26 protein-coding genes, 1 tRNA gene and 1 pseudogene are annotated in these 26,867 nt (G+C 75.1%); 12 read left to right on the top strand and 16 right to left on the bottom strand.

The window, feature by feature from the left end:
- The first annotated feature begins 8 nt into the window (after positions 1–8).
- Positions 9–755, top strand: a complete 747-nt coding sequence (locus tag NF338_RS07405; RefSeq protein WP_264030182.1) for an aminoglycoside phosphotransferase family protein — start codon at positions 9–11, stop codon at positions 753–755.
- On the opposite strand, the gene NF338_RS07400 is transcribed toward NF338_RS07405, so the two are convergent.
- A complete protein-coding gene (locus NF338_RS07400) occupies positions 752–1,468 on the bottom strand; it encodes an HAD family hydrolase (protein ID WP_264030181.1) in 717 nt (238 codons plus the stop codon). The genes NF338_RS07405 and NF338_RS07400 overlap by 4 nt on opposite strands.
- Before the next feature lie 222 nt (positions 1,469–1,690).
- Positions 1,691–2,491 (bottom strand): DUF4184 family protein, encoded by an 801-nt coding sequence (locus NF338_RS07395; RefSeq protein WP_264030180.1) that lies wholly within the window; start codon positions 2,489–2,491, stop codon positions 1,691–1,693.
- 199 nt (positions 2,492–2,690) lie between these two features.
- Here NF338_RS07395 and NF338_RS07390 point away from each other — a divergent pair, with 199 nt between their 5' ends.
- Positions 2,691–3,557: a PAC2 family protein gene (locus NF338_RS07390; RefSeq protein WP_087472196.1), complete on the top strand. Its 867-nt coding sequence runs from the start codon at positions 2,691–2,693 to the stop codon at positions 3,555–3,557.
- Positions 3,558–3,581: 24 nt separating this feature from the next.
- Here NF338_RS07390 and NF338_RS07385 read toward each other — a convergent pair whose 3' ends face one another.
- The gene (locus NF338_RS07385) at positions 3,582–4,001 is read right to left on the bottom strand and encodes a hypothetical protein (protein ID WP_264030179.1); all 420 of its coding nucleotides are present in this window, start codon (positions 3,999–4,001) and stop codon (positions 3,582–3,584) included.
- Positions 4,002–4,145: 144 nt separating this feature from the next.
- On the opposite strand from NF338_RS07385, the gene NF338_RS07380 reads away from it, so the two are divergent.
- Positions 4,146–4,490: an Imm10 family immunity protein gene (locus NF338_RS07380; RefSeq protein WP_264030178.1), complete on the top strand. Its 345-nt coding sequence runs from the start codon at positions 4,146–4,148 to the stop codon at positions 4,488–4,490.
- Here the strand turns inward: NF338_RS07380 and NF338_RS07375 are convergent.
- The 3 genes and pseudogenes from NF338_RS07375 to mshC form a co-directional block, all read right to left on the bottom strand.
- Positions 4,491–5,377: pseudogene (locus tag NF338_RS07375) on the bottom strand (IS5 family transposase).
- 48 nt (positions 5,378–5,425) lie between these two features.
- Positions 5,426–6,037: a hypothetical protein gene (locus NF338_RS07370; RefSeq protein WP_264030177.1), complete on the bottom strand. Its 612-nt coding sequence runs from the start codon at positions 6,035–6,037 to the stop codon at positions 5,426–5,428.
- A gap of 9 nt (positions 6,038–6,046) precedes the next feature.
- Complete coding sequence (gene mshC / locus NF338_RS07365; RefSeq protein ID WP_264030176.1) at positions 6,047–7,321, bottom strand: cysteine--1-D-myo-inosityl 2-amino-2-deoxy-alpha-D-glucopyranoside ligase; 1,275 nt, start codon at positions 7,319–7,321, stop codon at positions 6,047–6,049.
- Positions 7,322–7,471: 150 nt separating this feature from the next.
- Here mshC and NF338_RS07360 point away from each other — a divergent pair, with 150 nt between their 5' ends.
- The gene (locus tag NF338_RS07360; RefSeq protein WP_264030175.1) at positions 7,472–8,596 is read left to right on the top strand and encodes a magnesium and cobalt transport protein CorA; all 1,125 of its coding nucleotides are present in this window, start codon (positions 7,472–7,474) and stop codon (positions 8,594–8,596) included.
- A gap of 7 nt (positions 8,597–8,603) precedes the next feature.
- On the opposite strand, the gene NF338_RS07355 is transcribed toward NF338_RS07360, so the two are convergent.
- Positions 8,604–9,479 carry an undecaprenyl-diphosphate phosphatase gene (locus NF338_RS07355; RefSeq protein ID WP_264030174.1) on the bottom strand — a complete coding sequence of 292 codons (876 nt, stop codon included), beginning with the start codon at positions 9,477–9,479 and terminating at the stop codon, positions 8,604–8,606.
- 210 nt (positions 9,480–9,689) lie between these two features.
- On the opposite strand from NF338_RS07355, the gene NF338_RS07350 reads away from it, so the two are divergent.
- Positions 9,690–10,658, top strand: a complete 969-nt coding sequence (locus NF338_RS07350; protein ID WP_264030173.1) for an aldo/keto reductase — start codon at positions 9,690–9,692, stop codon at positions 10,656–10,658.
- 12 nt (positions 10,659–10,670) lie between these two features.
- Here the strand turns inward: NF338_RS07350 and NF338_RS07345 are convergent, their stop codons facing one another.
- Positions 10,671–10,985: a primosomal protein gene (locus NF338_RS07345; protein ID WP_264030172.1), complete on the bottom strand. Its 315-nt coding sequence runs from the start codon at positions 10,983–10,985 to the stop codon at positions 10,671–10,673.
- Between the two features lie 102 nt (positions 10,986–11,087).
- Here NF338_RS07345 and NF338_RS07340 point away from each other — a divergent pair, with 102 nt between their 5' ends.
- Both NF338_RS07340 and NF338_RS07335 read left to right on the top strand, forming a co-directional pair.
- Positions 11,088–11,321: a DUF5703 family protein gene (locus NF338_RS07340; protein WP_009861400.1), complete on the top strand. Its 234-nt coding sequence runs from the start codon at positions 11,088–11,090 to the stop codon at positions 11,319–11,321.
- A 36-nt stretch (positions 11,322–11,357) separates the two neighbouring features.
- Positions 11,358–12,218 carry a fructosamine kinase family protein gene (locus NF338_RS07335; protein WP_264030171.1) on the top strand — a complete coding sequence of 287 codons (861 nt, stop codon included), beginning with the start codon at positions 11,358–11,360 and terminating at the stop codon, positions 12,216–12,218.
- 19 nt (positions 12,219–12,237) lie between these two features.
- Here the strand turns inward: NF338_RS07335 and NF338_RS07330 are convergent, their stop codons facing one another.
- From NF338_RS07330 to NF338_RS07320, 3 genes are all read right to left on the bottom strand, one after another.
- A complete protein-coding gene (locus NF338_RS07330; protein ID WP_264030170.1) occupies positions 12,238–13,617 on the bottom strand; it encodes a M20/M25/M40 family metallo-hydrolase in 1,380 nt (459 codons plus the stop codon).
- Between the two features lie 115 nt (positions 13,618–13,732).
- The gene (locus tag NF338_RS07325) at positions 13,733–15,439 is read right to left on the bottom strand and encodes a multicopper oxidase family protein (RefSeq protein ID WP_264030169.1); all 1,707 of its coding nucleotides are present in this window, start codon (positions 15,437–15,439) and stop codon (positions 13,733–13,735) included.
- 227 nt (positions 15,440–15,666) lie between these two features.
- Complete coding sequence (locus NF338_RS07320; RefSeq protein WP_264030168.1) at positions 15,667–16,182, bottom strand: hypothetical protein; 516 nt, start codon at positions 16,180–16,182, stop codon at positions 15,667–15,669.
- Positions 16,183–16,347: 165 nt separating this feature from the next.
- On the opposite strand from NF338_RS07320, the gene NF338_RS07315 reads away from it, so the two are divergent.
- Positions 16,348–17,676, top strand: a complete 1,329-nt coding sequence (locus NF338_RS07315; RefSeq protein ID WP_264030167.1) for a sensor histidine kinase — start codon at positions 16,348–16,350, stop codon at positions 17,674–17,676.
- Positions 17,673–18,371 carry a response regulator gene (locus tag NF338_RS07310; protein WP_264030166.1) on the top strand — a complete coding sequence of 233 codons (699 nt, stop codon included), beginning with the start codon at positions 17,673–17,675 and terminating at the stop codon, positions 18,369–18,371. The genes NF338_RS07315 and NF338_RS07310 overlap by 4 nt, the downstream gene beginning before the upstream one ends.
- A 69-nt stretch (positions 18,372–18,440) precedes the next feature.
- On the opposite strand, the gene NF338_RS07305 is transcribed toward NF338_RS07310, so the two are convergent.
- From NF338_RS07305 to ald, 3 genes are all read right to left on the bottom strand, one after another.
- A complete protein-coding gene (locus NF338_RS07305) occupies positions 18,441–20,594 on the bottom strand; it encodes a M3 family metallopeptidase (protein WP_264030165.1) in 2,154 nt (717 codons plus the stop codon).
- A gap of 81 nt (positions 20,595–20,675) precedes the next feature.
- Positions 20,676–21,311: a GNAT family N-acetyltransferase gene (locus tag NF338_RS07300; RefSeq protein ID WP_264030164.1), complete on the bottom strand. Its 636-nt coding sequence runs from the start codon at positions 21,309–21,311 to the stop codon at positions 20,676–20,678.
- 118 nt (positions 21,312–21,429) lie between these two features.
- On the bottom strand, positions 21,430–22,545 hold the full coding sequence (gene ald, locus NF338_RS07295; RefSeq protein WP_264030163.1) for an alanine dehydrogenase: 1,116 nt from the start codon (positions 22,543–22,545) through the stop codon (positions 21,430–21,432).
- A gap of 108 nt (positions 22,546–22,653) precedes the next feature.
- Here ald and NF338_RS07290 point away from each other — a divergent pair, with 108 nt between their 5' ends.
- Both NF338_RS07290 and NF338_RS07285 read left to right on the top strand, forming a co-directional pair.
- Positions 22,654–23,988 (top strand): APC family permease, encoded by a 1,335-nt coding sequence (locus NF338_RS07290; protein ID WP_264030162.1) that lies wholly within the window; start codon positions 22,654–22,656, stop codon positions 23,986–23,988.
- Between the two features lie 73 nt (positions 23,989–24,061).
- On the top strand, positions 24,062–24,364 hold the full coding sequence (locus NF338_RS07285) for a DUF1905 domain-containing protein (protein WP_264030161.1): 303 nt from the start codon (positions 24,062–24,064) through the stop codon (positions 24,362–24,364).
- 40 nt (positions 24,365–24,404) lie between these two features.
- Here the strand turns inward: NF338_RS07285 and NF338_RS07280 are convergent, their stop codons facing one another.
- Positions 24,405–25,619 (bottom strand): AI-2E family transporter, encoded by a 1,215-nt coding sequence (locus tag NF338_RS07280; protein WP_087472993.1) that lies wholly within the window; start codon positions 25,617–25,619, stop codon positions 24,405–24,407.
- A gap of 273 nt (positions 25,620–25,892) precedes the next feature.
- On the opposite strand from NF338_RS07280, the gene NF338_RS07275 reads away from it, so the two are divergent.
- A tRNA-Leu gene (locus NF338_RS07275) sits at positions 25,893–25,977 on the top strand.
- A gap of 93 nt (positions 25,978–26,070) precedes the next feature.
- Here the strand turns inward: NF338_RS07275 and NF338_RS07270 are convergent.
- A complete protein-coding gene (locus tag NF338_RS07270) occupies positions 26,071–26,745 on the bottom strand; it encodes a VOC family protein (RefSeq protein ID WP_264030160.1) in 675 nt (224 codons plus the stop codon).
- Positions 26,746–26,867 lie beyond the last annotated feature (122 nt).

The following is a 26,867-nucleotide window of genomic DNA, read 5'->3' as shown; positions in this document are numbered from 1 at the left end:
ATCGGGCCGTGCACGCTCACGACGACGACCAGGTCGAGGTCCCGCTGACCGGAGGGAACGTCAACGCCGTGGTGCGCGTCGGCGACACCGTGCGGCGGACGGCCGGGCCGTGGACGCCGACGGTCCACGCGCTCCTCGCCTGGGTCCGCGCCCAGGGGGTCGCCGTGGCCCCCGCGCCGCTCGGCCGCGACGCGGCCGGGCGCGAGGTGCTGACCTGGACCGAGGGCGAGGTCGGCGGCTGGCCGCTCCCGGACTGGCTCTGGGACCGCGCGACGCTCCGCCAGTCGGGCGCGATGCTGCGGGCGTGGCACGACGCGACGGTCGGCTTCGGTCTCGAGCGGGCCGTCTGGCGCTCCCCGGTGCGCGAGCCGGCCGAGGTCGTGTGCCTCAACGACGCCGCGCCGTACAACATGGTCCGTGCGGACGGCACCCTCGTCGGGTTCATCGACGTGGACATGGCGTCGCCCGGGCCTCGGGTCTGGGACGTCGCGTACCTCGCCTACCGGCTGTGCGGCTGGTGCGAGGACATGCCGGCCCCGCCCGGGCTCGCGCCAGACGAGCGGCTCGCCGAGCTGCTCACCGGCTACGGCCGCGACCGCGCGCCGGCTCCCGACGACGTGCTGTCGGCGATGCACGACCGTCTCCTGGACCTCGCCGACTGGACGGACGCGCACGCCCGGGACACCGATCGTCTGGACCTGCACGACCACGCCGCGCTGCACCGCCGCGACGCGGCGCGCCTCCCCCGGGGCTAGGCCGCGTCGTCGGCTATGAGGTCGACGACCTCGCCGGAGACCAGCCGGGCGAGCAGGTCGAGGTCGACGAGCTCCAGCGACGGAGTCCGGCTCAGGCCGGGCGCCGGGAGGACGGGGACCACGGCCTCCACGCCGAGCGTGGCCGCGCCGGCCGCGCGGGCCGAGGCGATGCCGGCGGGCGAGTCCTCGATGGCGACGCAGCGCGTGACGTCGACGCCGAGGCGCTCGGCCGCGAGCAGGTAGGGCTCGGGGTCGGGCTTGCCGCGCTCGACCTCGTCCCCGCACACGAGCACCTGGAACGCGTCGTCCGGCGCGAGCTCCGCGACGGGCGCGGCGAGCTCGCGGTAGGACATGGTGACGAGCGCGCACGGCACGCCGGCCTCGCGCAGCGCCGTGAGGAGCTCGCGCGCGCCGGGCTGCCACGGGACCGCGGCCTGCACCTGCTCGACGACCCGGCCGAGGAGGAACGCGACGATCTCGTCGATCGGCAGGTCCACTCCCCCACGCTCTCGGATGATCCGCGCGGACTCGCGCAGCGGGTTCCCCACGAGCGACATGGCGTCCTCGTGCGTCCACGTGCCCCCGTGCGCCTCGACGAGCTCGTGCTCCGCCGCGATCCAGTACGGCTCGGTGTCGACGAGCGTCCCGTCCATGTCCCACAGGACAGCGTCAGGCAGCACCACGCTCGAAGACGTCCCGTGAACTGCGTTCATCTCGCCATGAAGGGCGGCCATCACATACTCCCAACGGAACGGTGCAACACGTCGTGCAGCATCCGACCCTAGCCGCTCGCCCGCGACGATCGCCGGGCACCACGTCCCCGGCCAGGATGCCGCGCACAGGACCGTCCCTGCTGATCGACCCAGCCCCAGGCCCAGGCGCGCGGGACGCGCCGGACCCTCGCGTCACGCCGGGACGCCCGGCGCGGGCTCTCGTCACGGCTGCGTGCCGATGCTCGTGGCCGAGCGCCGCCGACCGGCCCAGCACCACCACGCGACGGCGTACACGAGCACCGCTGCGGCGAACGTGGACCCCGCGGCCTTCGCGACCGCGGTGAGGACCCCCTCGACCCCGGCGAGCTCGTCCTGACCCGCGTGCACGGCGGCCGCGACCGTGACCCCGACGACGAGCGCGACGATCCCGGCGACGACCGCCGCCCGGCCCGAGGTGAGCCGCAGGCGACCCCCGTCACCTCGCCACGCGGCGAACCGGCGCCACGACCACACCCCGAGCACCCCGAGTCCCAGCGCCGTGCTCGCGTGCTGCAGCACACGGCTGCCGTCCCACCCCGTCGCGGCGGGCTCGCGCGACGGCACGAGGAGCTCGACGAGGAGTCCGGCGTCGTCGGTCAGCGCGTCCCACACCACGTGCGTCGCGACACCGAGCACCAGCGAGACGACGACCCAGCACGCGCGGACGCCCCAAGATCCGCTCCTGGGCAGCCTGCGGACGTCCGCGCGCTCCTGCCCGACGGCGAGGGCGCGGAGCGGGGCGCGCACGACGGACCAGAGCGCGAGGAGCACCGCGGCGGTCGGCACCGCCACGGCGAGCGCGCCGAGCGGCTCGTGCGTCGTCGTCGCGTTGACGAACGGCTCGTACCAGGCGTCCGCGGACCGCGGGACGCGGACGAAGTACGGGACGTCCGGAGCGACGGCTCCCGCCACGAGGGCGGCGGGGACGAAGGGGGCCCGCACGAGGGGCAGCACCGCGGCAGGGTGGGAGAGGGTGAAGGGCACCCGTCGATCCTCGACCGTCCGGCGCGGGGCGACGTCCCACCGGGGTCGGACCCCGCCGCAGCGAGGCTCGTCCCGAGGAAGGACCGGGCGGTCGCCCCGCACAGGGCGCGCGGCGCGGCTCCGAGGCACCGCAGTCGCCGACTACGCCACGCGCGAACCACCTCCGCCGTCGTCGGGCCCCGCCGCATAGGCTGGGGCGATGACCGAGAACGCGACCGAGGGCACCCGGCAGACCGTGATGATCGCGGCGTTCGAGGGCTGGAACGACGCGGGGAGCGCCGCCACGGCCGCCCTCCAGCACCTGCACGAGGTGTGGGGGGCCGAGGACGTCGACGAGCTCGACCCGGAGGAGTACCACGACTTCCAGGTGAACCGCCCTGTCGTCACGACCGACGACGACGGGCGCCGTGAGATCACGTGGCCCACGACGACGATCGCGTCCGCCGTCCTGTCGCCGACCGGGCGCCGGGTCGTGCTCGTGCACGGCATCGAGCCGTCGATGCGGTGGCGCCGGTACTGCCGCGAGCTGCTCGACATCGCGGAGGAGCACGACGTGCGCACGGTCGTCACGCTCGGCGCGCTGCTCGCGGACGTCCCGCACACGCGTCCCATCCCCATGACCGCGACGTCGGAGAGCGTCGGTCTCCAGGCGGTGCTCGACGTCGAGCCGAGCACGTACGAGGGGCCGACGGGGATCGTCGGGGTGCTCCAGCACGCCGCCGCCGAGCGGGGGCTGCAGTCGGTGTCGCTCTGGGCGGCGGTGCCCCACTACGTGGCGCACCCGCCGTCGCCCAAGGCGACGCTCGCGATCCTCGCCCGCGTCGAGGAGCTCCTCTCGGAGCCCATCCCGCTCGGGGACCTGCCCGAGGACGCCGAGGCGTGGCAGCACGGCGTCGACGAGCTCGCCGCGGAGGACGCGGAGATCGCGGAGTACGTCCAGCAGCTCGAGGAGGCGAAGGACACCGTGGAGCTGCCCGAGGCGAGCGGCGAGGCGATCGCGCGCGAGTTCGAGCGGTACCTGCGCCGCCGCGACCGCGGCAACCCGGGCAAGGGGCCGACGGTCTAGGTCTCGTCTCCTAAGTCACTGAGTTCAGTCTTCGTCGGCCACCCAGTAGCACGCAGAACGCGAGCTGCTAACGATCACGACACCACTGTCGAAGGTGTAGTCGGTCGCGGGCGCCCACGTGGATGGGTAGGCGGCAGGGAGGTAATCGGCGTTCGTCGCATATCGCGTCTCGACGCTGCCGCACGACCGGATGAACTCTCGCGCGAGCCGCCGGGCCTGGTGTTCGGGCATGAGCTCGTCCTGATAGGCCAGACCGAGATACAGGATTCGTGCGAGAACCTGTTCGGCGCGATCAGCATCTACCTCGATCCAGTCCTCGCCCAACGGCCTCAGCCCGGCCGCCAGCGCGACCTCATCGAAGTCGTGTCGCGGTACGGGGTCGTAGACGAGCCAAACCTGCTCCGCAGGGCGGTCGCGCATCTGCTGTGCGATGTTCTCGTCCATCGGGCCCCACCTTAGGTGCGAACCTCGCGTCCCAACGTCACAGGACCGGGTCCGTCCGACACACGATTCGTGCGCTCAACGCGCCGCCTCGTCAGTAAGAAGACACGTCTTGGTGGTGGTTCCTGATGCGGCAGAATCTCGGCTGTGATCAGGGTTGGTTTCACGCGCAGCATTGAGGATGACTACGAGGCGATCGTGTTGCTGGACGTGGAGTCGGGAGACACGATCGAGTTTCAACGCTCGCTGGCCCACGACCCGCAGGACGTGAGCCTGGGGATAGATACCTACGCGATCGTGCGTGGTGGTGCAGCGGTGCACTACGGCGGTCTTGTTCGGTTCGAGGTGCAGGGCGATGTCCTTGCGCTCGAACTGGACCCTGAGGCGGCCGGAGCGCTCGAGCTGCCCAACCTGGTCGAGCTCGCCTTGGACCGTGCCGCAGCCGGGATCATCGAGCAGCACCTGCCTCGGATCGTGGCGCCGACTCGTTAATCACGATGTGCTCGACGCCCAGAGCAGGATCGCTGCGAGCACGGCGCCCCCGCGGTAGACGAGCGCGTGCTTGTCGTAGCGGGTCGCGAGTGCTCGCCACTGCTTGATGCGGTTGAAGAACCGCTCGACAGTGTTGCGGCCCCGGTAGGCGACGGGGTCGTAGGTCACTGGCCGACCACCGCGTGACCCACGCCGGCGCCGATGCGCCTGCTGGTCGCGCGGTTCGGGGATGACCGCGACGATGCCCCGCCGGCGCAGCTCGGCACGGATCGCGCGCGAGGAGTACGCCCTGTCGCCCAACACGGCATCCGGCGTCGTGCGGGCGCCCGGCACTCGCGCGTGGGACCCGGATCGCGTCCAGCAGGGGCAAGCACATCGGAGCGTCACCGCCCTGACCTGGCCCCACGAGCACCGCGAGCGGCCGCCCGTCGCCGTCGACCGCAGCATGGATCTTCGTCGACAACCCGCCCCGGGACCTGCCCAACGCGTGATCAGCCGGTTCGCGCCGTTCCGGATTCTTGTGATTCGCCGGTGCCCCCTGTGGTCCGGGGCAAGGTCGCGGCGTGCTGGTGTGCCCGGTTGATCGTGGAGTCCACGCTCACCCGCCAGTCGATACCGCCGCTCGCGTCCGCACGTACCTGCAAGGCCGTCAGGATCTTGTCCCACGTCCCATCCCGGGAGAACCGCGCGTGGCGCTTCCACGCCGTCTGCCACGGGCCGAACCGCTCAGGAAGATCACGCCACGCGACCCCGGTCCGGTACCGGTGCACGATCCCCTCCACGACCTGACGATGATCACGCCACGGACGCGACCTGCCCGACACCTTCGGCATCAACGGGCCGATCGCCGCCCACTGCTCGTCTGACAACTCCCGACCACGTTCCACGACCGCAAACTCTGCAACGTCGTGGCGGTGAGACTTAGGAGACACGCCCTAGGTCTCGTCGGGGTCGCGTGGCCAGGAACCGCCCGCGGCCCAGACGGTGGCCGAGCGCTCCGCCACGGGTGTCCCGATCGCGGCGCGGGCGTGCGGGTCGCCCAGGAAGCCGCGCAGCACGGCGGCGTCGGACGCGGGTCGGGCGCTCCGGACCGCCACCTCGGCCGGAGGGTCACCCAGGACCTGGAGGACGAGGTGTCGGCGTCCGGACGGGGAGACCCCGGTCAGGTCCTCCCACGGCACCGTCCGCGCGTGGTCGCTGCGGGCCTGCCGCCCGCGGACGCCGGCCTCCGTCAGGACGAGGACCGGCTGCCGGAGCACGAGGCCCACGGAGCCGAGCAGCAGCGCGAGCGCCCCGAGCGCCAGCACGGCCCCGACGACCGCCTCGACGACGACGGGCGCGCACCCGCGCGAGGACAGGCACGGGTCCTGCCGCGCCGTCCAGCCGTCGACCGCCGCGACGGCGGTCGCCCCGCGCAGCACCACGACGGAGGCGACCGCGAGCCCGAGGCCCAGCACGAGGACGACGACCCGGCCCCCGCTCGGGCGCAGGCGCGCGGACCCGACGAGCTCACGCCCGCGCGTCCGCCACCGGCACCCGGGCGTCACGACCCGGACCTACAGCCGCACGCCCAGGAGCGCGTTGACCGCGCGGGCGACCACGCCGGGCGCGCCCTCGTCGTCGCCGGACGTGTCGCGACCGGGACGCAGCGACTCCGCGGCCCACGCGTCGACCGCAGCGAGCGCCGCGGGCGCGTCCAGGTCGTCGGCGAGCGCGGCGCGCACGGCGGCGAGGGTCGCGGTGGCGTCCGGACCGCCGTTGCCGGAGACGGCGTCGCGCCAGGTCTCCAGGCGGCGCACCCCGGCGGGCAGGTCGTCGTCGGTCCACTCCCACTCGCCGCGGTAGTGGTGCGCGAGCAGTGCGAGGCGGATCGCCATGGGGTCGACGCCGGTGGCCCGCAGCTTCGAGACGAGCACGAGGTTGCCGCGCGACTTGCTCATCTTCTCGCCGTCGTACGCGACGAGGCCGGCGTGGACGTGGGCGCGGGGGGCGCCGCCGCCCGACAGCATGCGGTCGTGCGAGGACGACATCTCGTGGTGGGGGAACAGCAGGTCCGCTCCCCCGCCCTGCACGTCGAACGGCAGGCCGAGGCCGTCGCGCGAGATCACGGCGCACTCGACGTGCCAGCCGGGTCGCCCGGTGCCGAGCGCGCCCCCGTCCCACGCGGGCTCGCCCGGGCGCTCGCGGCGCCACAGGAGCGGGTCGAGCGCGTCCTTCTTGCCCTCGCGGTCGGGGTCGCCCCCGCGCTCGGCGAAGAGGTGCTGCATGACGTCGCGCGCGAGGCGCGAGACCGACCCGAACGCGGGGTCGGCCGAGAGGTCTGCGTAGACGTCCCCGAGCCCCGGGTCGGTACCGCCCGCGCCGGGCTCGACCGGCACGCGGTAGGCGAGCCCGGCGTCGAGGAGCTGGGTGACCGCCTCCACGACGGCGGGGATCGTCTCGACCGCGCCCTCGTAGACGTCGGGCGGGACGACGCCGAGCGCCGTCATGTCCTCCGCGAAGAGCGCCGTCTGGTCGACGGCGAGCGCGCGCCAGTCGACGCCCGTCGCGGCGGCGCGCTCGAGCAGCGGGTCGTCGACGTCGGTGACGTTCGACGCGTACCGCACGCGCTGGCCGGCGTCCGTCCACGCGCGCACGAGCAGGTCGAACGCGACGTAGGTGGCCGCGTGGCCGATGTGGGTCGCGTCGTACGGCGTGATGCCGCACACGTAGAGGGTGGCGTCCTCGCCCGAGGCCGCGACGACGAGCTCACGGGTCGTCGAGTCGTGCACCCGGACCGGGAGGCCTCGTCCGGGGAGCTCGGGGATCTGCGGGGCGGGCCAGCTGTGCACGCGTCAACCTTAGCCGTCGGGACGTCGGCGCCGGACCGTCGTCCGGGAGGCGGGCGCCGCGCGCACGGAGCAGGACGGCGCACCGCTGCCGCATCGACGGCGATCCCGCGCGACCGGGCAGGTCCGCGCCGGGCGCGGGACAATGCGGACGTGACGAAGCCCACCGACCCCCGCGTCGAGGCCCCGCGGGACGGGTCGAGCGAGAACGGCCCGCTGCTCCCGGGCGTGAGGGTCCTGGCGGCGTGGTCCGTGGAGCCCGGAGCGACCGGGGTGCGCGAGGTCGACCCCGGCACGCTCGGGGACGCGCACGCCGGGGACCACGCGCCACGGGACCACGGCGAGAGCGACCGCGAGGACGGCGACCACGAGGGCCGCCGGGGCGCGCGGGGCCCGGCGACGTGGGCGCGGGTCGCCGATCTCGACGCCGTGCTCGACGCCGCGGCGCGGGTCTCGACGGGCCCGGGACCGACGCGCCACGAGCTGTCCCGGCACGCGCACCACCCGCTCGCGCACGTGCGCCGTCTCGCGGCCGACTGGCTCCTGCTCGTCACGCCGACGGCCTGGTTCACGGAGGCGGACCGCCAGGTGCACACCGGCCAGTTCGCCGCGCTCCTCGGGCCGGGGACCGTCGTCACCGCCGAGGAGGGGGACGCCGACGTGCACGCGACGATGCTCGACAAGCTCGCAGGCCCGGGCGACCCGCGGGGTACGCCCGTCCAACGGATCGTGTCCGCCGCCGTCCTGGCGATCGTGGGCGGCGCGTCGCAGGTCGAGCTCGGCCTGGGGGACGCGGTCGCGGACACGGAGCGCGTCGTCTTCGACCAGCAGCGCGAGGACCCGGTCGAGCGCATCTACGACCTCAAGCGCGAGATCACCGAGGCGCGGCGCGCCCTCATGCCCGTCTCGGCCGAGCTGCCCGAGCTCCTCGACCCCGACGTGCCCGACCATCTCGCGGTGAACCGGCGCATGCTCGAGCGCGTGGTGACGACCGTCGAGCGGATCGACCGCCACCTCGACGCGCACGACGACCTGCTCTCGGACATGCTCCAGGTCCACATGTCCCAGGTGTCGGTGCGCCAGAACGAGGACATGCGCAAGATCTCGGCCTGGGCGGCGATCCTCGTCTACCCGACCATCGTCGCGGGCGTGTACGGCATGAACTTCCGGAACATGCCCGAGCTGCACTGGGCGTTCGGCTACCCGTTCGCGCTCGCGCTCATGGCGGGCGGCTGCCTGGTGCTCTACCGCGTGTTCAAGCGGGTCGGCTGGCTCTGACAGCAGGTCACGGGGTGGACGCTGCCGTCCCGCCGGGCTCGAGCACGCCGGTGAGCAGGAGCAGCACGACGATCGCCGCGAGCGCCAGGCGGTAGATCACGAACGGCTTGTAGCTGAACGTCGAGACGATCTTGAGGAACGCGATGATGACGAAGTAGCCGACGACGAACGCGACGAGCGTGGCGATGAGGGTCGCGCCCGCGCCGGGCGCTCCGGGCGCCGGCTCGTCCGCGGACTTGAAGAGCTGGTAGAGGCCCGAGCCCATGACCGCGGGGATCGCGAGCAGGAACGAGTAGCGCGCCGCGGCCTCCCGGGTGAACCCCATGAGGAGTCCTGCGGTGATCGTGCCGCCGGAGCGGGAGACGCCCGGGACGAGCGCGAGCGCCTGCGCCAGCCCGAACGCGACGGCCTGGCCGGGCGAGAGCTCGCGCAGCGCGCGCCGCTTGGCGCCGACCCGGTCCGCCCAGCCGAGCAGGAGCGCGAAGACCGCGAGCATGAGCGCCGTGAGGTAGAGGTTGCGGAACGTGTTCTCGATCGCGTCCTGGAAGAGCAGGCCGAGCACGACGATCGGGACGGAGCCCAGGGCGATGTACCAGGCCATCGCGGCGTCGTGGTCGTGCCGGCCGAGCCGCGACCTCCAGTCCGTGCCGTGGTCGCCGCGCACCGAGCGCCACCACGCCACGCAGATCCGCGCGATGTCCCGCCGGAAGTACAGCAGGACCGCCGTCTCGGTCCCGATCTGGGTGATCGCCGTGAAGGCGGCCCCCGGGTCCTGCGAGCCGATGAGCTCGCCCACGATGCGCAGGTGCGCGCTCGAGGAGATCGGGAGGAACTCGGTCAGGCCCTGGACGAGGCCGAGGAGGACGGCTTCCCACGCGTTCACGAGCGGCCACGATACCCGCTCGGGCGGGCCCCTCCGGCACCTCGTCGGCGGGTCGGCGTCCCCGGGTGAACGCCCGGCCACGGGCGGGTGAACACCGCCCCGCCGGCGGCGACGGCGGGCGCTCTGGGCAGGGTGAACCTCGTCGCTCCCCGCGCCCCGCCGCGCGCCCCGACGGTCGCGCGGCGGGGTCCGCCGGTACCCTCGGCTCCCATGGAACACCGCCACCTCGGCAGCACCGGCCTGCGCGTGTCCGAGCTCGGTCTCGGCACCATGACGTGGGCCCGGGACACGGACGAGCTCGACGCCGCCGAGCAGCTGCGCGACTTCGTCGACGCGGGCGGGACCCTCGTCGACACCGCCGCCTCGTACGCCGACGGGGACGCCGAGGCGCTGCTCGGGTCGCTGCTGGGGACGAAGGTGGACCGGCGTGACGTGCTCCTGTGCACCAAGGCCGGCGTGCGCCGCACGGCGCAGGGGCCGGTCGTCGACGCGTCCCGCGGGGCGCTCCTCGACTCGCTGGACGACTCGCTGTCGCGCCTGGGCACCGACCACGTCGACCTGTTCCTCGTGCACGCGCCTGACCCGAGCACCCCGTTCACCGAGACGCTCTCTGCGCTGCGCCACGCCGTGACGTCCGGGCGCGCGCGCTACGTCGGCCTGTCCAACCACCCCGCGTGGGCGACGGCCCGCGCGGCGACGCTGCTCGGCGGCGCCGACGACGTGGGCCTCGCCGCGGTCGAGCTCGAGTACTCGCTGCTGCAGCGCGGCGCCGAGCGTGAGGTCGTGCCGGCGGCCGAGGCGCTCGGGCTCGGCCTCCTCGCCTGGTCGCCGCTGGGCCGGGGCGTGCTCACGGGCAAGTACCGCCGCTCGCTCCCCGCGGACTCGCGCGGTGCGTCCCCGCACCTGTCCGCGTTCGTCGAGCCCTACCTGGACCAGTCCTCGTCGGGGATCGTCGAGGCCGTCGTCACCGCGGCCGACGGGCTGGGCCGCGCCCCGCTCGACGTCGCGCTGTCGTGGCTCCTGGGCCGCCCCACCCTGGCGAGCGCGATCGTCGGCGCACGGACCCCCGCCCAGCTCCGCACGTCGCTCGCCGCGACGGACCTCGAGCTCCCCGACGCGGTCCGTGCGGCGCTCGACGACGTGAGCGACCTGGAGGTCGGCTACCCCGAGCGGTGGTGACGGCGCGGCGCGTCAGCGCGCGCCGTCGGTCTCCAGCTCGCCGGACAGGACGTCGTCGTCGAGCGTGTCGTCGAGGTCGTCGACCTCGTCCTCCTCGTCGTCGTCCTCGTCGTCCTCGTCGTCGTCCTCCTCCGCGAGGTAGAACGGCGTCGCCTCCCCGTGGACCTGGCCGAGGGCCTCGTCGTAGACCTCGAAGGCGTCCGCGAGCACGTAGTAGGCGTCGTCGACGGAGGGGTCGTCCTCCCCGCGGCGTGCGGCGACGGCGTTGTAGTGGGCCTCGAGCGCGGCGATGAACCGGTCGAGCGCGGCACGCGGGTCAGCGGTCATACCCTGACGGTAGCGCCGAGAGGGGCACAATGGCACTCGTTAGTCGGGCAGGTCCGCCCCGCCCGGCCGACGACCGAGACAGGCGAGAGAGGACGGTGGCACGTGGAGGAGAGGCCGACGTCACGTCGGCGGTCCGGATGGGCCGCGCACGGCGGGCAGTACGAGTACCGCGTCCTGACGATCGACCGCTCCACGAGCAGGTCGGACGCGAGCAGGCTCCTCACCGACGAGGCGGAGTACGGGCGCTGGGAGCTCGCCCGCACGCGTCTCTACGTCGGGGGCGAGCGACGCGTCTGGCTGCGGCGCAAGATCATCCGGGTCAGCTCGACCCTGTGAGCTCCCCCGTGGGCCCGACCACGTGAGCACGGTCCCGTGAGCGGGCCTGCGCGCCACCGCGAGGTGGGTTCCGGGGACACGCCGTCGGCGCGCGTCTTCACGAAGTCGCGCACCGACGCGCCCCCGGGGTTCTTCGCGTGCGAGGCCGCGGGTCTCACCTGGCTCAGCGTCGCGGGCGGACCCCGCGTCGCCCGAGTCCTCGACGTGGGCCCGACGCGCCTCGACCTCGAACGCGTCCTGCCTGCCGCGCCGACGCCCGAGGCGGCGCAGGAGTTCGGCCGGGCGCTCGCCGTCGTGCACGACGCCGGGGCACCGGCGTGGGGCGCGTCGCCGCCGGAATGGGACGGTAACGCGTTCTTCGGGCCGCTCGACGACCCGCTGCCGATGGCGACGGGCTCCTGGCCCGACTGGCCGACCTTCTACGCCGAGGCGCGGTTGCTCCCGGTCGCGCGGCAGGGCCGGGACCTCGGCGCCCTCGACGCCGACGACGCGCGCCTGCTCGAGCGGCTGGGCGACCGCCTGGCGGACCTGGCCCGCCCCGCGCTCGCCGACTCCCCCGCGCGCGTGCACGGCGACCTGTGGTCGGGCAACGTGCTGTGGTCGCCGCTCGATCCAGGCCCGGGCGGGCGTCCGGGCGGCGTCGAGGCGGTGCTCATCGACCCCGCCGCGCACGGCGGGCACCGCGAGGCGGACCTGGCGATGCTCGCGCTGTTCGGCGCGCCCTACCTCGACGAGATCGTCGCCGGGTACGACGCCGCACACCCGCTCGCGCGCGGGTGGCGGCACCGCGTCGCCCTGCACCAGGTGTACCCCGTCGCCGTGCACGCGGTGCTGTTCGGCGGCGGCTACCGCGCGCAGCTCCGCTCGTCGGTCCGGGCACTGCTCGGCGACGCCTGAGCCGTCGACCCGGACGGCGTCAGCAGGTGCGCAGCAGGCGGTCCAGCACGCGCACGCCGAAGCGCAGGGAGTCGACCGGGACGCGCTCGTCGACCCCGTGGAACATGCCGGAGAAGTCGAGGTCCGCCGGCAGGCGCAGCGGCGCGAAGCCGTAGCCCGTGATGCCGAGCCGCGCGAGCGACTTGTTGTCCGTGCCGCCCGAGAGCGTGTACGGCAGCACCGTCGCCTCCGGGTCCTCGGCGAGGAGCGAGTCGACCATCGCGTCGACGAGGTCGCCCTCGAACGGCACCTCGAGCGCGATGTCGCGGTGGATCTCCTCGACCCGCACGTGCTCGCCCGCGAGCGCGCGCAGCGTCGCGAAACCCTCGTCCTCGTGCCCGGGGAGCAGGCGCGCGTCGATCGTCGCCTCCGCCCGGCCCGGGATGACGTTCGCCTTGTAGCCGGCCGTGAGCTGCGTCGGGTTGGACGTGTGGCGCACCGTCGCGCCGACGAACCGTGACGCCGGGCCGAGCGCCGCCACGAGCGCGGCGACGGACGACGGGTCCTCCGGGTCGTACCGGATCCCCGTGAGGTCCGCGACGCCCCGCAGCAGCCTGTCGACCGTCGGGGTGAGCGTGTTCGGCCAGTGGTGGGCCCCGATGCGCGCGACCGCCTCCGCGAGCCGCGTCACCGCGTTGTCGTCGTTCACCTGGGACCCGTGGCCCGCACGGCCCTCCGCGACGAGGCGCAGCCACGCGATGCCCTTCTCCGCGGTCTGGAGCAGGTAGGCCCGCCGCCCCCCGACCTCGACCGAGAACCCGCCGACCTCGCTGATCGCCTCGGTCGCGCCCTCGAACAGCTCGGGTCGGTGGTCGACGGCGTAGCGGGCCCCGTACACGCCGCCCGCCTCCTCGTCGGCGAAGAACGCGACGACGACGTCGCGCGCGGGCTTGCGCCCCTCGCGCACCATCTGCCGCACGACCGCGAGGATCATCGCGTCCATGTCCTTCATGTCGACGGCGCCGCGGCCCCACAGCAGGCCGTCGATCTCCTCGCCCGCGAACGGGTCGACCGACCAGTCCGCCGCCTGCGCCGGCACCACGTCGAGGTGGCCGTGCAGCACGAGGGCCGGCCGCGTCGGGTCCGCACCCTCGAGCCGCACGACGACGCTCGCCCGCCCGGGCTCCGACTCGAACAGCTCCGGCTCGAGGCCGACCTCGTGCAGCAGCCCCATGACGTACTCCGCCGCGCGCCGCTCCCCCGGCCCGGTCCCGTCGCCGAAGTTCGACGTGTCGATCCGCAGCAGCTCCCGGCAGATCCGCACCACCTCGTCCTCCGCCCGCGGCACGGTGCCGGAGGGGACGTCGACGGTCGCCGGGGTGCGGGCGCTGGCCAGGGAGTCCGGGTGCGGAGCGGTCATGGCGACACGCTACCCGCCGCCGTCGACCCGACCGACCGACCGCGCCACCCGCCCACATCGCGGACATCGCCGAGGAGGCGGCGCGGTCCGAGCGGGTGGTCGCCGGTCGAGCAGGTCAGTGGTCGTCGTGCCGGTCGGGGTCGAGGCGACGGGGGCCGGTGCCGTCGGCCGGCAGGGGTGCGGCGTCGTGGTCGGGGTGGGTGCCGTCGTCGGGCACGTCGATGCGGGACGGCGCCCGCTCGCCCGGGGCGACCACGACGAGCTGGCCCATCATGCCCTGGTCCTCGTGCGTGAGCAGGTGGCAGTGGAACATGTACGGGGTGGTGGGGTCGGTCGTCCCCTCGGACGCCTCGAACCGGACGAGCAGGCGGGTGACGCGGCCCGGCTGGACGTAGACGGTGTCCTGCCAGCCGTCGATGTCGGGCGCGGGTGGTTCGCCGCCGACGTCGAGGACGCGGAACTGGACGTCGTGGACGTGGAAGTTGTGCGGGGTGTCGTCGAGCCCGGTGACCTCCCAGACCTCGGTCTCCCCGATGGTGACGACCTCGTCGACGCGGGACATGTCCATCGACCGTCCGTTGATGGACCGGCCGGAGAGCTGGAACGTCCGGGTCCGGACGGCGTCGGCCTCGGCGAGCGCGTCCGCCGGGTCGGCGGCGAGGGCGTCGGGCACGTCGGGGCTCGGCGCGAGCGTGCTGGCGGCGCGCAGCTCGAGGAGGTCGAACGTGTCGTCACCGCCGGAGAACCGCTCGAACAGCGGGTTGACGCCGAGCTCGGGCGGGAAGCTGCGCAGGACGGCGCGCTGCCCGGGGGTCATGGTCACGACGACCTCCGCCCGGTCGCCCGGGGAGAGGCGCACGCGCTCGACCGTCTGCGGGGCGGGGAGCAGCCCGCCGTCGGTGCCGACGAGCTGGACCGCGCCGCCGTCGGCGAGGCCGACGTCGTAGACGCGCGAGTCGGAGCCGTTGAGCAGGCGCAGGCGGACGCGCTCGGTCGTGACGTCGAGGTACGGGCCGGGGGTGCCGTTGACGAGCACGGTGTCGCCGAGCGTGCCGACGGGTGAGAGGAACGAGGTGCTGTCGTCGAGGCGCCCGTCGGCGTGGAAGCTCTTGTCCTGGAGGATGACGGGGACGTCGTCGACGCCGTACTCGTGCGGCAGGTCGGCCGCGGGGCCGTCGGCGCCGGCCGGGTCGTCGAGGAGGAACATCCCTGCGAGCCCGCGGTACACCTGGCTCGCGGTCTGCCCGTGCAGGTGCGGGTGGTACCAGAGGGTCGCGGCGGGCTGGTCGATCGTCCACGTGGGCGACCACGTCTCTCCGGGCTCGACCATCTGGTGGGGCCCGCCGTCCATCGCGGGCGGCAGGTGCATGCCGTGCCAGTGGAGCGTCGTCGTCTCGTCGAGCGAGTTCGTCACGTCGACGCGCACGCGCTCGCCGCGCGCGGCGCGCAGGGTGGGGCCGAGGTAGTCGCCGTTCAGCCCGATCGTCGGCGTGGGCGCGGCGGCGCCGAGGTCGGCGACCCCGTCGCGCGCCTCGAGCTCGAAGACGCGCACCCCGTCCTCGACGCGGGACTCCGCGAGCGGCGGGACGGCGAGCGGGCGCGTGAACTCCACGGCTCCCGCCGTGCTGGTCGCGGCGCGCGCCCACGCGACGCCCACGACCGCGACGACCGCCGCGACGAACAGGAGCACGACGAGCCCGAGCGCGACGAGGACGCGCGCGAGCGGGCTGCGCCGCCGCCGCGGGCGACGCCCGGGCGGCCCGGCGGGCGCCCCGGGGGTCGGCGGGACGGCGGGCGGCGGGGTGGTGTACGTGGTCGTCATCGGGTCTTCTCCAGGGTGGACGACGGCGGTCGGCGGGTGCGGGTCGACGGTGGCCCGGCGGTGCGGGCGACGCCGTCGACGCTAGGGACCGGGCGGTGCCGGGCGCGTCCGCTCGGAAGCGTACGCGCGCCCGGAACCGACCCTGAGGGCGCGGAGGTGCGGCTCGGGGTGGTGCCGGTCGGGGACGGTGCGGGGGGACGGGGGCGAGGACGGAGGGAGGACGGGGCTCAGCGGCGTCGGGCCGCGAGGAGACCCAGCGCCACGGCTCCCGCGAGCGCGCCCCAGGCCGCGTTGGTGAGCAGCATCGGGACGATCGCGAGGGGCCGCGCGACGGGCCCCTGCAGCTCGCCGGTGAGGATCGGCGACAGCATCGCGCTGAGCACCAGCGCGAGGACGCCGTAGGCGAGCCCGACGGCCACGCCGGTCGCGAGCGGGTGCGCGGGACGGGCGACGACGATCGCGACGACCCACGCGACCGTGAGCGCGAGGGTCGTGAGCAGGGGTGCGGCGGGCCGCCCGATCGCGTCGTCGAGGCCCGTGACGCTCAGGAGCGGGCGGACGAGGGCGAGCGCGCCGAGCCCGAGGACGAGCGGCCAGCTCAGCGTGCGGACCGTCTCGCCGAGGGTCGGGCGGGACGGCGCGTCCGGCCGTGCGGGCGCGTCTGGCGGGACGCCGGGTCCGGGCGGGACCGACGACGCGGGCGGGGTCGGACGATCGGGTGCGGGGCCGGGAGTCGGGTTCATGACGTCGACGCTAGGGAGCGGGGTGCGGCGTCGCGTCCGCCCTGGCGCGCGACGCGATGCGTCGTCCCGCGCCCCTCGCGTACGCGTCTCGACGTAGCCGACCCCGATCGAGACCCGCCCCGCGACGGACGCGGCGTCGGGGTGGTCTTCCTAGACTCGGTCGTCGTGACGTCCCCCGACATCCCGCACGACCCGCCCGCCGGATCGCCGCCCGCGACCCGGCCGTCGCGCCCGTCGCCACCGCCGTGGCTCATCGACGCCCTGCTGGGGTTCGCGGTGTTCGACGTCGTCGCCTTCGCCATCGCGGCCGACGTCGGGGGCACGCGGGCCGACCCGTGGGTCGCGTACCCGACCGCCCTCGTGCTCGGGCTGCTCGTGCTCGGCCGGCGCCGCTTCCCGGTCGGGGTGCTCGTCGCGACGGCGCTCGTCATCTGCGCCTACTACACGCTCGACCTGCCCGCGATCGGCCTGGCCCTGCCCGTCTCGGTCGCGCTCTACTCGGCGGCCGTCGCGGGCCGGCTCGGGTGGGCCGTCGGGGTCGCGGCGGTGCTCGTCGTCGCCTCGACGTACTTCCGGCTCGCCGAGGGCGACGACGTCCGGTACGTCGTCGGGTACGAGCTCGCGACCACCGTCGCGCTCATGGCCGCCGCGATCGCCCTCGGCCACGGCTCCTTCGCCCGCCGGCAGCGCGACGAGCAGCGGCGGCACGCCGACGCGCTGCGCGAGCAGACGCACGAGCTCGAGGCCGCCGACCGGCTCGCGCGCGACCGCGAGGCCGTCGCCCGCGACCTCCACGACGTCGTCGGGCACCACCTCGCCGTCGTCTCCCTGCACGCGAACGTCGCCCGTGAGGTCCTCGACGACGTGGGCCCCGACGGTGCGGCGGCGTCGGACGCGCTCGCGACCGTGCGGGCCGAGCTCGAGCTCGTCCGGACGACCACGACGACGGCCCTGGCGGACCTGCGCGCCACGGTGCGCGCGCTGCGCGGGACGACCGCGCCCGCGGGGCTCGCGGACCAGGCGCGCATCGACCGGCTCGAGGACCTCGCGCGCACGGCCCGGGCGGCCGGGCTCGACGTCACCCTGGACGTCGACCTGCCGTCGGGGACGGCGGACGGCACCGCCGCGGGCGCGGCGGCGTACCGGGTCGTCCAGGAGGGGCTGACCAACGTGCTGCGGCACGCCGGGGCGCGCGCCGCCGTCGTCCGCGTGGCGCTGGAGCGCTCGCCCGGTGCAGGCGGCGACGTGCTCGCGGTCGAGGTGCACGACGACGGCCACGGGGCACGGGCCGCGGGGGACGCGACGGACCGTGGCGGGTTCGGGCTGCGCGGCCTGCGCGAGCGCGTCGCGGTCCTGGGCGGCACGGTCGAGACCGTGACGCCCGACGGCGGCGGGTTCCGGCTGCGGGCGCGCGTGCCGGTCGCGCCCGGCGCCGCGGCGCGCGGGACCGCTTCCGTGCGGGGCCCGCAGTCCTCCGACGGGGGTGTCGCGTGATCCGCGTCGTGCTGGTCGACGACCAGCCCCTCGTGCGGACCGGCATCCGCGCGCTGCTCGAGCGCGCGGACGACGTCGAGGTCGTCGGCGAGGCCGCCGACGGCCGGGAGGGCGTCGCGCTCGTGCGCCACGTGCGCCCCGACGTCGTGCTCATGGACCTCCAGATGCCCGTGCTCGACGGGATCGCCGCCACGCGCGAGATCGTCGAGGGCGCCACCCGGGCGACCCCCCAGGGCGCCGACCCGGCCGGGCCGCGCGTCGTCGTCCTCACGACGTTCGACGACGACGCGAACCTCTTCGCGGCGCTGCGGGCGGGGGCGTCGGGCTTCCTGCTCAAGGACGCGAGCCCCGACGAGCTGCGCGCCGCGGTGCGCACCGCTGCCGCGGGCGACGCGCTGCTCTCCCCCGCGGTGACGGCGCGCGTCGTCGCGCTGGCGGTCGACGCCGGGCGGCGCGACGACGCTCTCGTCGCCGAGGTCGCCGGCCGGCTCACGGACCGCGAGCGCGAGGTGCTCGCGCACGTCGGACGCGGGCTGACCAACGACGAGATCGGCGCGACGCTGTTCATGAGCCCGGCGACGGCCCGCACGCACGTGGGCCGCATCCTCGCCAAGCTGGGCGTGCGAGACCGGGCCGGCCTCGTCGTCGTCGCCTACGAGACCGGCCTGGTCCGCCCGGGCACCCCGCCGAGGTAGAGGCGTGGTCATGACCACACCTCTCCCTCGCGTCACCGGGGCTCTCCCTCGGCGGGACGGGTCCTCGGGTCAGGCGTCGAGGCCGCGGCGGGCGAGGAGCGGCGCGATGTCGGCGTCGCGGCCGCGCAGTTCGCGGAACGACTGCAGCGGGTCCTGCGAGCCGCCGCGCGCGAGCAGGACGCGGCGGAAGCGCTCGCCGTTCTCGCGCGACAGGCCGCCGTTCTCGCGGTACCACTCGACGGTGTCGGCGTCGAGCACCTCGGACCAGATGTACGAGTAGTAGCCGGCCGCGTACCCGCCCCCGAACACGTGGTTGTAGTACGTGGTGCGGTAGCGCGGCGGGACGGGCGCGAACGCGACGCCCGCCGCCTCGAGCGCGGCGGCCTCGAACGGCACGACGTCGGCCTCGGACGCCGGGACGCCGTCGGGCCCGACCTGGTGCCAGGCCTGGTCGAGCAGCGCCGCGGCGAGGTACTCGGTCGTGCCGAAGCCCTCGTTGAACTGGCGCGAGGCGAGCATGGTGTCGACCCACTCGGCGGGCATCGGCTCGCCCGTGACGTGGTGCACCGCGTAGGAGCGCAGGACCGACGGCTCCCAGGCCCACATCTCGTTGACCTGCGAGGGGTACTCGACGAAGTCGCGCGGCACCTCGGTGCCGGACTGCGACGGGTAGCGCACGTCGGAGAACAGTCCGTGCAGCGCGTGCCCGAACTCGTGGAAGAGCGTGATGACCTCGTCCCACACGAGCAGCGTGGGCTGCCCGGCCGGCGGCTTGACGATGTTGAGGTTGTTCACGACGACCGGCTTCTGCCCGAGCAGGTGGTTCTGGTCGACGAGGTTGTTCATCCACGCCCCGCCGCGCTTGGACTCGCGCGTGTACCAGTCGGCGAGGAACAGGCCGAGGCCCTGGCCGGGCTCGCCCGGCGTCTCGGCGTCGAAGACCTCGAAGACCCGGACGTCCGGGTGGTAGCCGACGAGGTCGTGGCGCTCCGCGAACGAGACGCCGAAGAGCCGGTTCGCCGCCGCGAAGACGCCGTCGTGCACGACGCGCTCGAGCTCCAGGTAGGGGCGCAGGAGAGCGTCGTCGAGCGCGTAGCGGTCCTTGCGCACGCGCTCGGCGTAGAAGGACCAGTCGGACGCGCGCAGCGTCGCGCCGGGCTCGTCGGCCCGCAGCGCGACCTCGAGGTCGGCCGCCTCGCGGCGCGCGTTCGCGACGGCAGCGGGAGCGAGCCGCGCCAGCATCGCGTCGACGGCCTCGGTCGTCTTCGCCGTCGCGTCCTCCGCGACGTACGCGGCGTGGTGCTCGTAGCCGAGCAGGCGCGCGCGCTCGGCACGCAGGCGCACGGTCTCCAGGACGATCTCGCGCGTGTCGTGGTCGTCACCGGTCGCGCCGCGCGACTCCGACGCCCGCTGCACGCGCTCGCGCACGTCGCGGCGCGCGAGCGACGCGAGGACGCCCTGCTGGGTGGGGAGCTGCATCTCGAGCAGCCACGCCCCCTCGTTCCCGCGCGAGGCGGCGGCAGCCGCCGCGCCCGCGACGGCGTCCTCGGCGAGGCCGTCGAGCTCGGCGCGGTCGGTGACGAGCACGCTCGCCGCGTTCGCGCCCGCGAGCAGCTTGCGGCCGAACGCGGCCTCGAGCGTGGTGAGGCGGCCGTTGAGCTCGCGCAGGCGCTCCTGCTGCGCGGCGTCGAGCTCGACGCCCGAGCGGCGGAACCGCACCAGGAGCGTGTGCAGCAGCCACGCGGCGTCGGGCTCGAGCGGCTGCTCGCCGGCGTCGACGGAGTCCTGCAGCGCACGGGCGCGCGCGTACAGGCGCGCGTCCATGTAGATCGCGTCGTGGTGCGCCGCGAGCTCGGGCGCGAACTCCTCCTCGATCTCCTCCAGCCCCGGCGTCGCGTCGGCCGAGAGCTGGTTGTAGAACGCGTTGAGCACGCGCGCGAGCTCGCGGCCCGACCGCTCGAGCGCCTCGAGCACGGTGACGGCGGTCGGGGCCGCGTCGTCGGTCGCGACGGCCTCGATCGCCGCACGCTGGGCCGCGGTCGCCGCGCGCAGCGCGGGCAGGTAGTGCTCCTCGCGGACCGCGTCGTAGTCGGGCAGCTCGTAGGGCAGCGCGGAGGGCGCGGCGAACGGGTTGGCGGGATCGAGGTCGATCGGGCCGGAGGTGACAGCGGGCGCGGAGGTGGGCGCGGGCGCGTCGGTGCGCGTCGTGGGCTCGGAGGTCATGGTGCCCATCTTGACCCCGCGGGCGGGCGCGACGGAAACGCATTCGCGGACGCCCGGGGACCGGGCGGGCAGGTGCGAGCGTCAGGCGGCGCGGCCCGACGACGGCGCGTCCGCCGGCCAGGGCTCGTTCGGCTCGCGCGGGTCGTCGGGCAGGAGCGTGCCGAGCCACGCGTCGCGCCGCTCGCCGCGCTGGAGCGCGAACCCGCGCACCGCGCCCTCGACCCGGAAGCCGAGCCGCCAGGCGGTGCGTCGCGACGGCCAGTTGCCGACGTACGCCTGCCAGAAGAGCCGCGCGAGCCCCAGGCCCTCCGCGTCGAACGCCCAGTCGACGACGAGCCTGCACGCCGCGGTCGTCAGACCACGGCCCCGTGCCTCGGGGGCCGCCCAGTAGCCGATCTCGGCCGACCGCCGCCCCTCGGGCGCGTCGTCGAGGCTCAGTCCGACCATCCCGAGGAGGGGACCGGCGCCGTCGGGGCCGGGGATGCCCGAGGGGCCGGCGCTCGCGCGCACGCCCCACGTGAGGACGTCCCCGCGCTCCCAGCCCGGTCCCACGTACTCCGACACGAACTGCACCGCGTCCTCGCGCGCGTACGGGGACGGGACGACGGTCCACGCCGCGACCGCCGGGTCCTGGCACGCCACCGTGATCGCGTCCGCGTCGTCGAGGGTCGGGGTGGACAGGTGGACGTGGCCGTCGTCGAGGGTGAAGGGGTGCACCGCCCGAGCCTGGCACGTCCCGCCGTGCGGCGTCACCCGGATTGCCGCGGGCCGTCGCCCGCGACGCCGCGGCCGCCCCGCACCACGGGCACGGGCACGGGCACGGGCACGGGCAGCGTCACGCGCGCAGGGCGTCCTCGGCGGGCGTCCACGGCAGGCCGTGCGCGGCGGCGACCGCCTCGTTGAGGAGGGCGCCGCGGTGGGTGGACGCCCCCGACCGGAGGATCGGGACGTCCCGCACCGCCTCGACCCCACCGTCCGCGAGCGCCGCGAGGTAGGGCAGCGTCGCGCTCGTGAGGGCGAGCGTGCTGGTCACGGGGACCGCGCCGGGCATGTTCGCCACGCAGTAGAACGTCGTGCCGTGGACCGCGAACGTCGGGTCGTCGTGCGTGGTGGGCCGCGACCCCTCGAAGCAGCCGCCCTGGTCGACGGCGACGTCGACGAGCACGGCGCCGGGGCGCATGCGCGCGACGAGGTCGTCGGTGACGAGGCGCGGGGCGCGCGCCCCCGCGACGAGCACGGCCCCGACGACGAGGTCGGCCTCCAGCACTTCCCGCTCGATCGCGTACGCGCTCGACACGACCGTGCGCACGTGCCCGGAGAACTCCTGGTCGACGGCGCGCAGCACGGGCAGCGACAGGTCGACCACGGTCACCTCGGCGCGCATGCCCACCGCGACCTCGGCCGCGTTGCGGCCCGCGGTCCCGCCCCCGAGCACGACGACCCGCCCGGGCCGCGTGCCCGGCACGCCGCCGAGCAGGACGCCGCGACCTCCCGCGGGCCGCTGCAGGAGCCAGGCGCCGACCTGGGTGGCCATGCGCCCGGCGACCTCGCTCATGGGCGCGAGCAGCGGGAGCGTGCCGTCGGGCGCCTGCGCCGTCTCGTACGCGACGGAGGTCGTGCCGGCGTCGAGGAGCGCCCGCGTGCAGGCCGGGTCCGCGGCGAGGTGCAGGTAGGCGAAGAGCAGCAGGTCGTCGCGCAGGAGCGCGTGCTCGCTCGCGACCGGCTCCTTGACCTTGCAGACGAGCTCCGCCTCGCCCCACACCTCCTCGGCGGAGGCGACGATCCGGGCACCGGCGCCCTCGAACTCCGCGTCGGACAGGTGGGAGCCGGCACCGGCCCCGGACTGGACGAGCACGTCGTGCCCGGCCCGCACGAGGTGGTGGGCGCCGGCGGGGGTGAGCGCGACGCGGTCCTCGTGGTTCTTGACCTCGGTGGGTATGCCGATCCTCATGGTCCAGTGTGGTCGCACCACCCCGTCGCGCGCAGGGTGGCAGGATCTTGTCGGAGAGCGTCCTTCCTGCCGCTCGTCTCGGGCACGACCCGCTGCCAGGGTGGGCGCGTGGACCCGACGACACCTCTCGCGACGCCGCGCGCCGCCCTCGACCACGCCGCGACGGCGACCACCGCTCCCCCGCGCGAGCACGCGTCGTCGGGCACCCTGGGGCTCGCGCGCGGCAGCGCCCTGTACGTGGCGAGCGTGCTCGGGACGGGCGTGCTCGCGCTGCCCGGGCTCGCCACGCGCGTCGCGGGCCCCGCGTCCGTCCTCGCCGTCGCCCTGGTGCTCGTCGCGAGCGTCCCGCTCGCCGGCACGTTCGCGGCGCTCGCCGCGCGGCACCCCGACCGGGGCGGCGTCGCGAGCGCGGTGCGCGCGGCCCTCGGCCCGACGGCGGCCCGCGCCACGGGCTACTGGTTCTACCTCGGGGTGTGCGTCGGCGTGCCCGTCGTGGCGGTGCTCGGCGCGGAGTACGTCGTCGCGGTCGTGGGGGCGGACCGCGGGACCGTCCCCGTCGTGGCCGTCGCGCTCGTCGTCGTGCCGTCGGTCGCCGTGTGGCTCGGGATCCGCGTCGCCGGCGCCGTCCAGCTCGGGCTCACGTCCCTGCTGCTCGCCGCCGTCGTCGTGGTGGTCGCGGTGGCGGCGCCCGCCGCGAGCGCGGAGCGGTTCACGCCGTTCCTCAGCGAGGGCTGGTCCGGCGTCGGCTCCGCGGTGAGCCTGTTCGTGTGGGCGTTCGCGGGCTGGGAGGTCGGCACGCACGTCTCGGCCGACTTCCGCGACCCGCGCCGCACCATCCCCGCCGCGACCGGGATCGCGCTGGTCGTCGTCGGCGTCGCCTACCTCGCCCTGCAGGTCACCACCGTCGGCGTGCTCGGCGCCGGAGCCGGCTCCGGCACCGTCGCGCTGCTCGACCTCGCGCGCACCGGCGCGCCCGCCGCGGGGCCCGTGGTCGTCGGCGTCGTGGCGGCGATCGTCACGTCCGGCGTCCTCACCGCCTACCTCGCGGCGTTCGCCAACCTGGGCCAGGCGCTCGCGCGCGACGGTGACCTGCCGCGCCCGCTCGCCGCGCTCTCCGGCCGCGCGGACGTCCCGCGGCGCGCGCTCGCCGTCACCCTCGTGCTCAGCGCGGCGTACCTCGCGGTGCTCGTCGCCACCGGCCTCGACCTCGAGCCGTTCGTCCGGGTGCACACGAGCTGCATGGTGGCGGTGTACGCGCTCGGGATGCTCGCCGCCCTGCGCCTGCTCCCCCGCCGCACCGTCGGCTGGTGGCTCGCCGCCGTCGCGACCGCCCTCACCGGCGTCCTGCTCGTCCTCGCCGGTGCGTCCCTCGTCGCCCCGGCGCTCCTCGCCCTCGGTGCCGTCACGGTCACGCTCGTACGGCGTCGGCGCACCACGCCCTGAGCGCGCCGACGCTCCCGAGAATCGCCCTCCCGGCCCGTTCCCCGCCGCGACGACGTCCGCTACGGTCGACGACATGCCCACGTGGACGGACCCGGGCACGGTCGAGTTCGACGCCGTCGTGATCGCCGCCGGGACGCGCTCGGGAGCGTTCGTCGCGCTCCCGTACGACGCCGTCGACCTGTTCGGCACGCGCGGCCGGGTCCCGGTGACCGCGGAGGTCGACGACGTGCGGTACCACGCCTCGCTCGTCGCCTACGGCGGTCCGCACCTGCTCGCCGTCCTCCGGTCGGTGCGCACCGCGACCGGCAAGGGCGTCGGGGACACCGTGCACGTCGCGGTCCGGCTCGCCGCGGAGGTCTCGGCCGTCCCCCGGTGAGGCGCTCGCCGCCCGATCCCGGCGCGTCGCCTCCCCCTGGTCAGCCGGCGGCGTCCTCCGCCGTGCGGTCCGGCGACCCGGGCAGGGCGTCTCCGAGCGCGATCTCCTTCGCCGTCGGCAGGTCCTCCTCCATGGGTGGGTCCTTGTGCCGCAGGTGCGAGAACACCGACCAGGCGACGGCGACGAGCGGCACGGACACGACAGCACCGAGGATCCCCGCGAGCAGCGTCCCCGCGGTCACCGCGATCGCGACGACGACCGGGTGCAGCGACACCTGCTTGCCCATGACGAGCGGCTGCAGGATGTGGCCCTCGAACTGCCCGATGAGCGCGATGCCGATCGTCACGACGAGCGCGATGACGATGCCCTTGGCCGCGAGCGCGACGATGGCCGCGATGATCATGGCGAGGGGCGCGCCGATGATGGGGATGAACGCCCCGATGAAGACGAGCACCGCGAGCGGCGCGGCGAGCGGCACGCCCAGGATCCCGAGGAAGATGCCCGCGAGGATGCCGTCGACCAGGGCGATGATCACGGTGCCCCGGGCATAGCCCGAGAACGTGTACCAGCCCGCGCCGCCGGCGATCTTCCAGCTGTCGCGCGAGCGCGACGGGAGCTGGTTGAGGAACCAGGTCCACATGTCCTTGCCCCGGGCGAGGAAGAACACCGTGCAGAAGATCGCCAGGGCGATCGCCGCGAACGCCTCGAACACCGACCCGGCGCTCGCGGCCGCCTGGCTCGCGATGTCGCCGCCGTGCTCGGTGAGCCACTGCCGGCCGTTCTCGATCCAGCCGTTGACGTCGTCCGCGGTGATGGTCACCGGCAACGGGCCGTTCTCGAGGAACTCGAGGATCTGGTCGATGCCGCTGCTGAACTGGTCCGCGAGGCTCTGCCACTGGCCCGCGACCGACGTGATGACGTACGCGAGCAGGCCCGCGATGAACAGCAGCGCGGAGAGGATCGCGAGCCCGGTCGCGAGCCCCCGCGGCATGACCTTCGCGTAGAAGTCCGTGACGGGCCGCAGGACCGACGTGATGACGAGGGCCAGGAAGACGGCCACGAAGACGAGCTGCACCTGCGCCGTCGCGAAGAAGATCAGCGCGACCGCCGCGACGATCATGAGGAGGCGCCACGACCAGCCCGCCGTCGTGCGCAGCCACGCGGGCACCGACTCGTCGTACCCGACGACGGACGGGTTGCGCCGCGCCCCCGCCACCTTGCGCGCCGCGCTCGACGCGCCCGCCAAGTGCTTCACCGACGCCGCCGAGCGGTCCGAACCGGAGCCCGGCCGCGGGGTCGGGACCGCTGCCGCCGGTCGCTGCTCGTCCGTCACACGTGCCTCCGCCCGGTCGTGGCCACCATCCGCCCAGTCTGCCCCAGGTCGTCCCCCCACGCCGGGCGCCGGCACCGGACCCGTCGTCCCACGTCGGCCCGGTGCCGGCGGGCGACCGCGATGTGAGGACCACGCCCGAACCGTGCTATGTTTTTCCCCGCACCGGAACGGCGGAAACGCCGGGAAGGTCCACTCGTCCGGGTGGCGGAATGGCAGACGCGCTAGCTTGAGGTGCTAGTGCCCTTTATCGGGCGTGGGGGTTCAAGTCCCCCTCCGGACACCGCATGGCACTCACTGTGCCAGCGAAGGCCAGGTCAGAAGATCCTTCTTCTCACCTGGCCTTTCGCGTACCTGCACGCTCTCGCCGGCGCCGTCAGCCGTCGTCCGTGTCGGTCCAGGACGCGACGTCGACGCCGTGGTTGTCGGGCGACGCGAGCGACCACCACGCCGGGGCGTGCGAGTCGTCGGCCAGCCGCCCGCCGGCGGCGAGCGCGGCGTCCACGCGCGCCCGTGCCTGGTCGGCCGGCACGAAGACGTCGAGATGGGTCCGTCCGCGTCCTGGGGAGTCGCCGGAGATCGGGTTGAAGGCGAGCTGCGGGCCGCACCGCAGCGGGTCGGCGGCGTCCGTGTCGCCGAGCTCCTCGTAGCCCAGCACGGCCGTGAAGAACGGCCGCACGTCCGCCTGGGAGTGCTGCGCGACGTAGAGACCGACCGACTGCGCGCGCGTCGGGTCGGGCGTCAGCGACAGCTCGGCCGCCGTGCGCGACACGCTCGCCGCGAAGTCCGGAGCCGTCGCGGGGATGCCGTCCGGGTCGCGGTACGGGACCCGGACGACGACTCCCTCGGGACGCACGTCGACGTCGGGCAGGATCCCGGCGCGCTCCGCGGCCTCCACGACCGCCGGGACCAGGGCGGCGGCACGCGCGAGGGACGTCGCCGTGAAGACCGCCTGCGGTCCTGTCCCGGTGACGCGCCAGTCGGACACGCCCGGTGCTCGGTGGAACTCGGCCGCGGAGATCCGTCCGCGCTCGCTCGTCGACTCGCCCATGCGCTCCCCTTCGACGTCGCCGGGGCCGACCCCGGCACAGCCCGGGCCCGCGGGATCTCATCGTAGCGAGGTGTCCCCGGCCCGCCTCGGGATGCGCAGTCGGACGTCCCGCTTTACGGTGG

It is taken from the genome of Cellulosimicrobium sp. SH8 (assembly GCF_025818875.1).
Classification (GTDB): Bacteria; Actinomycetota; Actinomycetes; order Actinomycetales; family Cellulomonadaceae; genus Cellulosimicrobium; species Cellulosimicrobium cellulans_D.
The sequence above is the reverse complement of the archived record's forward strand: the minus strand, read 5'-3'. Positions and strand labels throughout refer to the sequence as shown.

Coding starts and splice junctions, on each gene's coding strand:
- NF338_RS07400 (WP_264030181.1), bottom strand. CDS start 1,468: ATGAACGCAGTTCACGGGACGTCTTCGAGCGTGGTGCTGCCTGACGCT.
- NF338_RS07390 (WP_087472196.1), top strand. CDS start 2,691: ATGACCGAGAACGCGACCGAGGGCACCCGGCAGACCGTGATGATCGCG.
- NF338_RS07385 (WP_264030179.1), bottom strand. CDS start 4,001: ATGGACGAGAACATCGCACAGCAGATGCGCGACCGCCCTGCGGAGCAG.
- NF338_RS07350 (WP_264030173.1), top strand. CDS start 9,690: ATGGAACACCGCCACCTCGGCAGCACCGGCCTGCGCGTGTCCGAGCTC.
- NF338_RS07345 (WP_264030172.1), bottom strand. CDS start 10,985: ATGACCGCTGACCCGCGTGCCGCGCTCGACCGGTTCATCGCCGCGCTC.
- NF338_RS07330 (WP_264030170.1), bottom strand. CDS start 13,617: ATGACCGCTCCGCACCCGGACTCCCTGGCCAGCGCCCGCACCCCGGCG.
- NF338_RS07325 (WP_264030169.1), bottom strand. CDS start 15,439: ATGACGACCACGTACACCACCCCGCCGCCCGCCGTCCCGCCGACCCCC.
- NF338_RS07320 (WP_264030168.1), bottom strand. CDS start 16,182: ATGAACCCGACTCCCGGCCCCGCACCCGATCGTCCGACCCCGCCCGCG.
- NF338_RS07305 (WP_264030165.1), bottom strand. CDS start 20,594: ATGACCTCCGAGCCCACGACGCGCACCGACGCGCCCGCGCCCACCTCC.
- ald (WP_264030163.1), bottom strand. CDS start 22,545: ATGAGGATCGGCATACCCACCGAGGTCAAGAACCACGAGGACCGCGTC.
- NF338_RS07285 (WP_264030161.1), top strand. CDS start 24,062: ATGCCCACGTGGACGGACCCGGGCACGGTCGAGTTCGACGCCGTCGTG.
- NF338_RS07270 (WP_264030160.1), bottom strand. CDS start 26,745: ATGGGCGAGTCGACGAGCGAGCGCGGACGGATCTCCGCGGCCGAGTTC.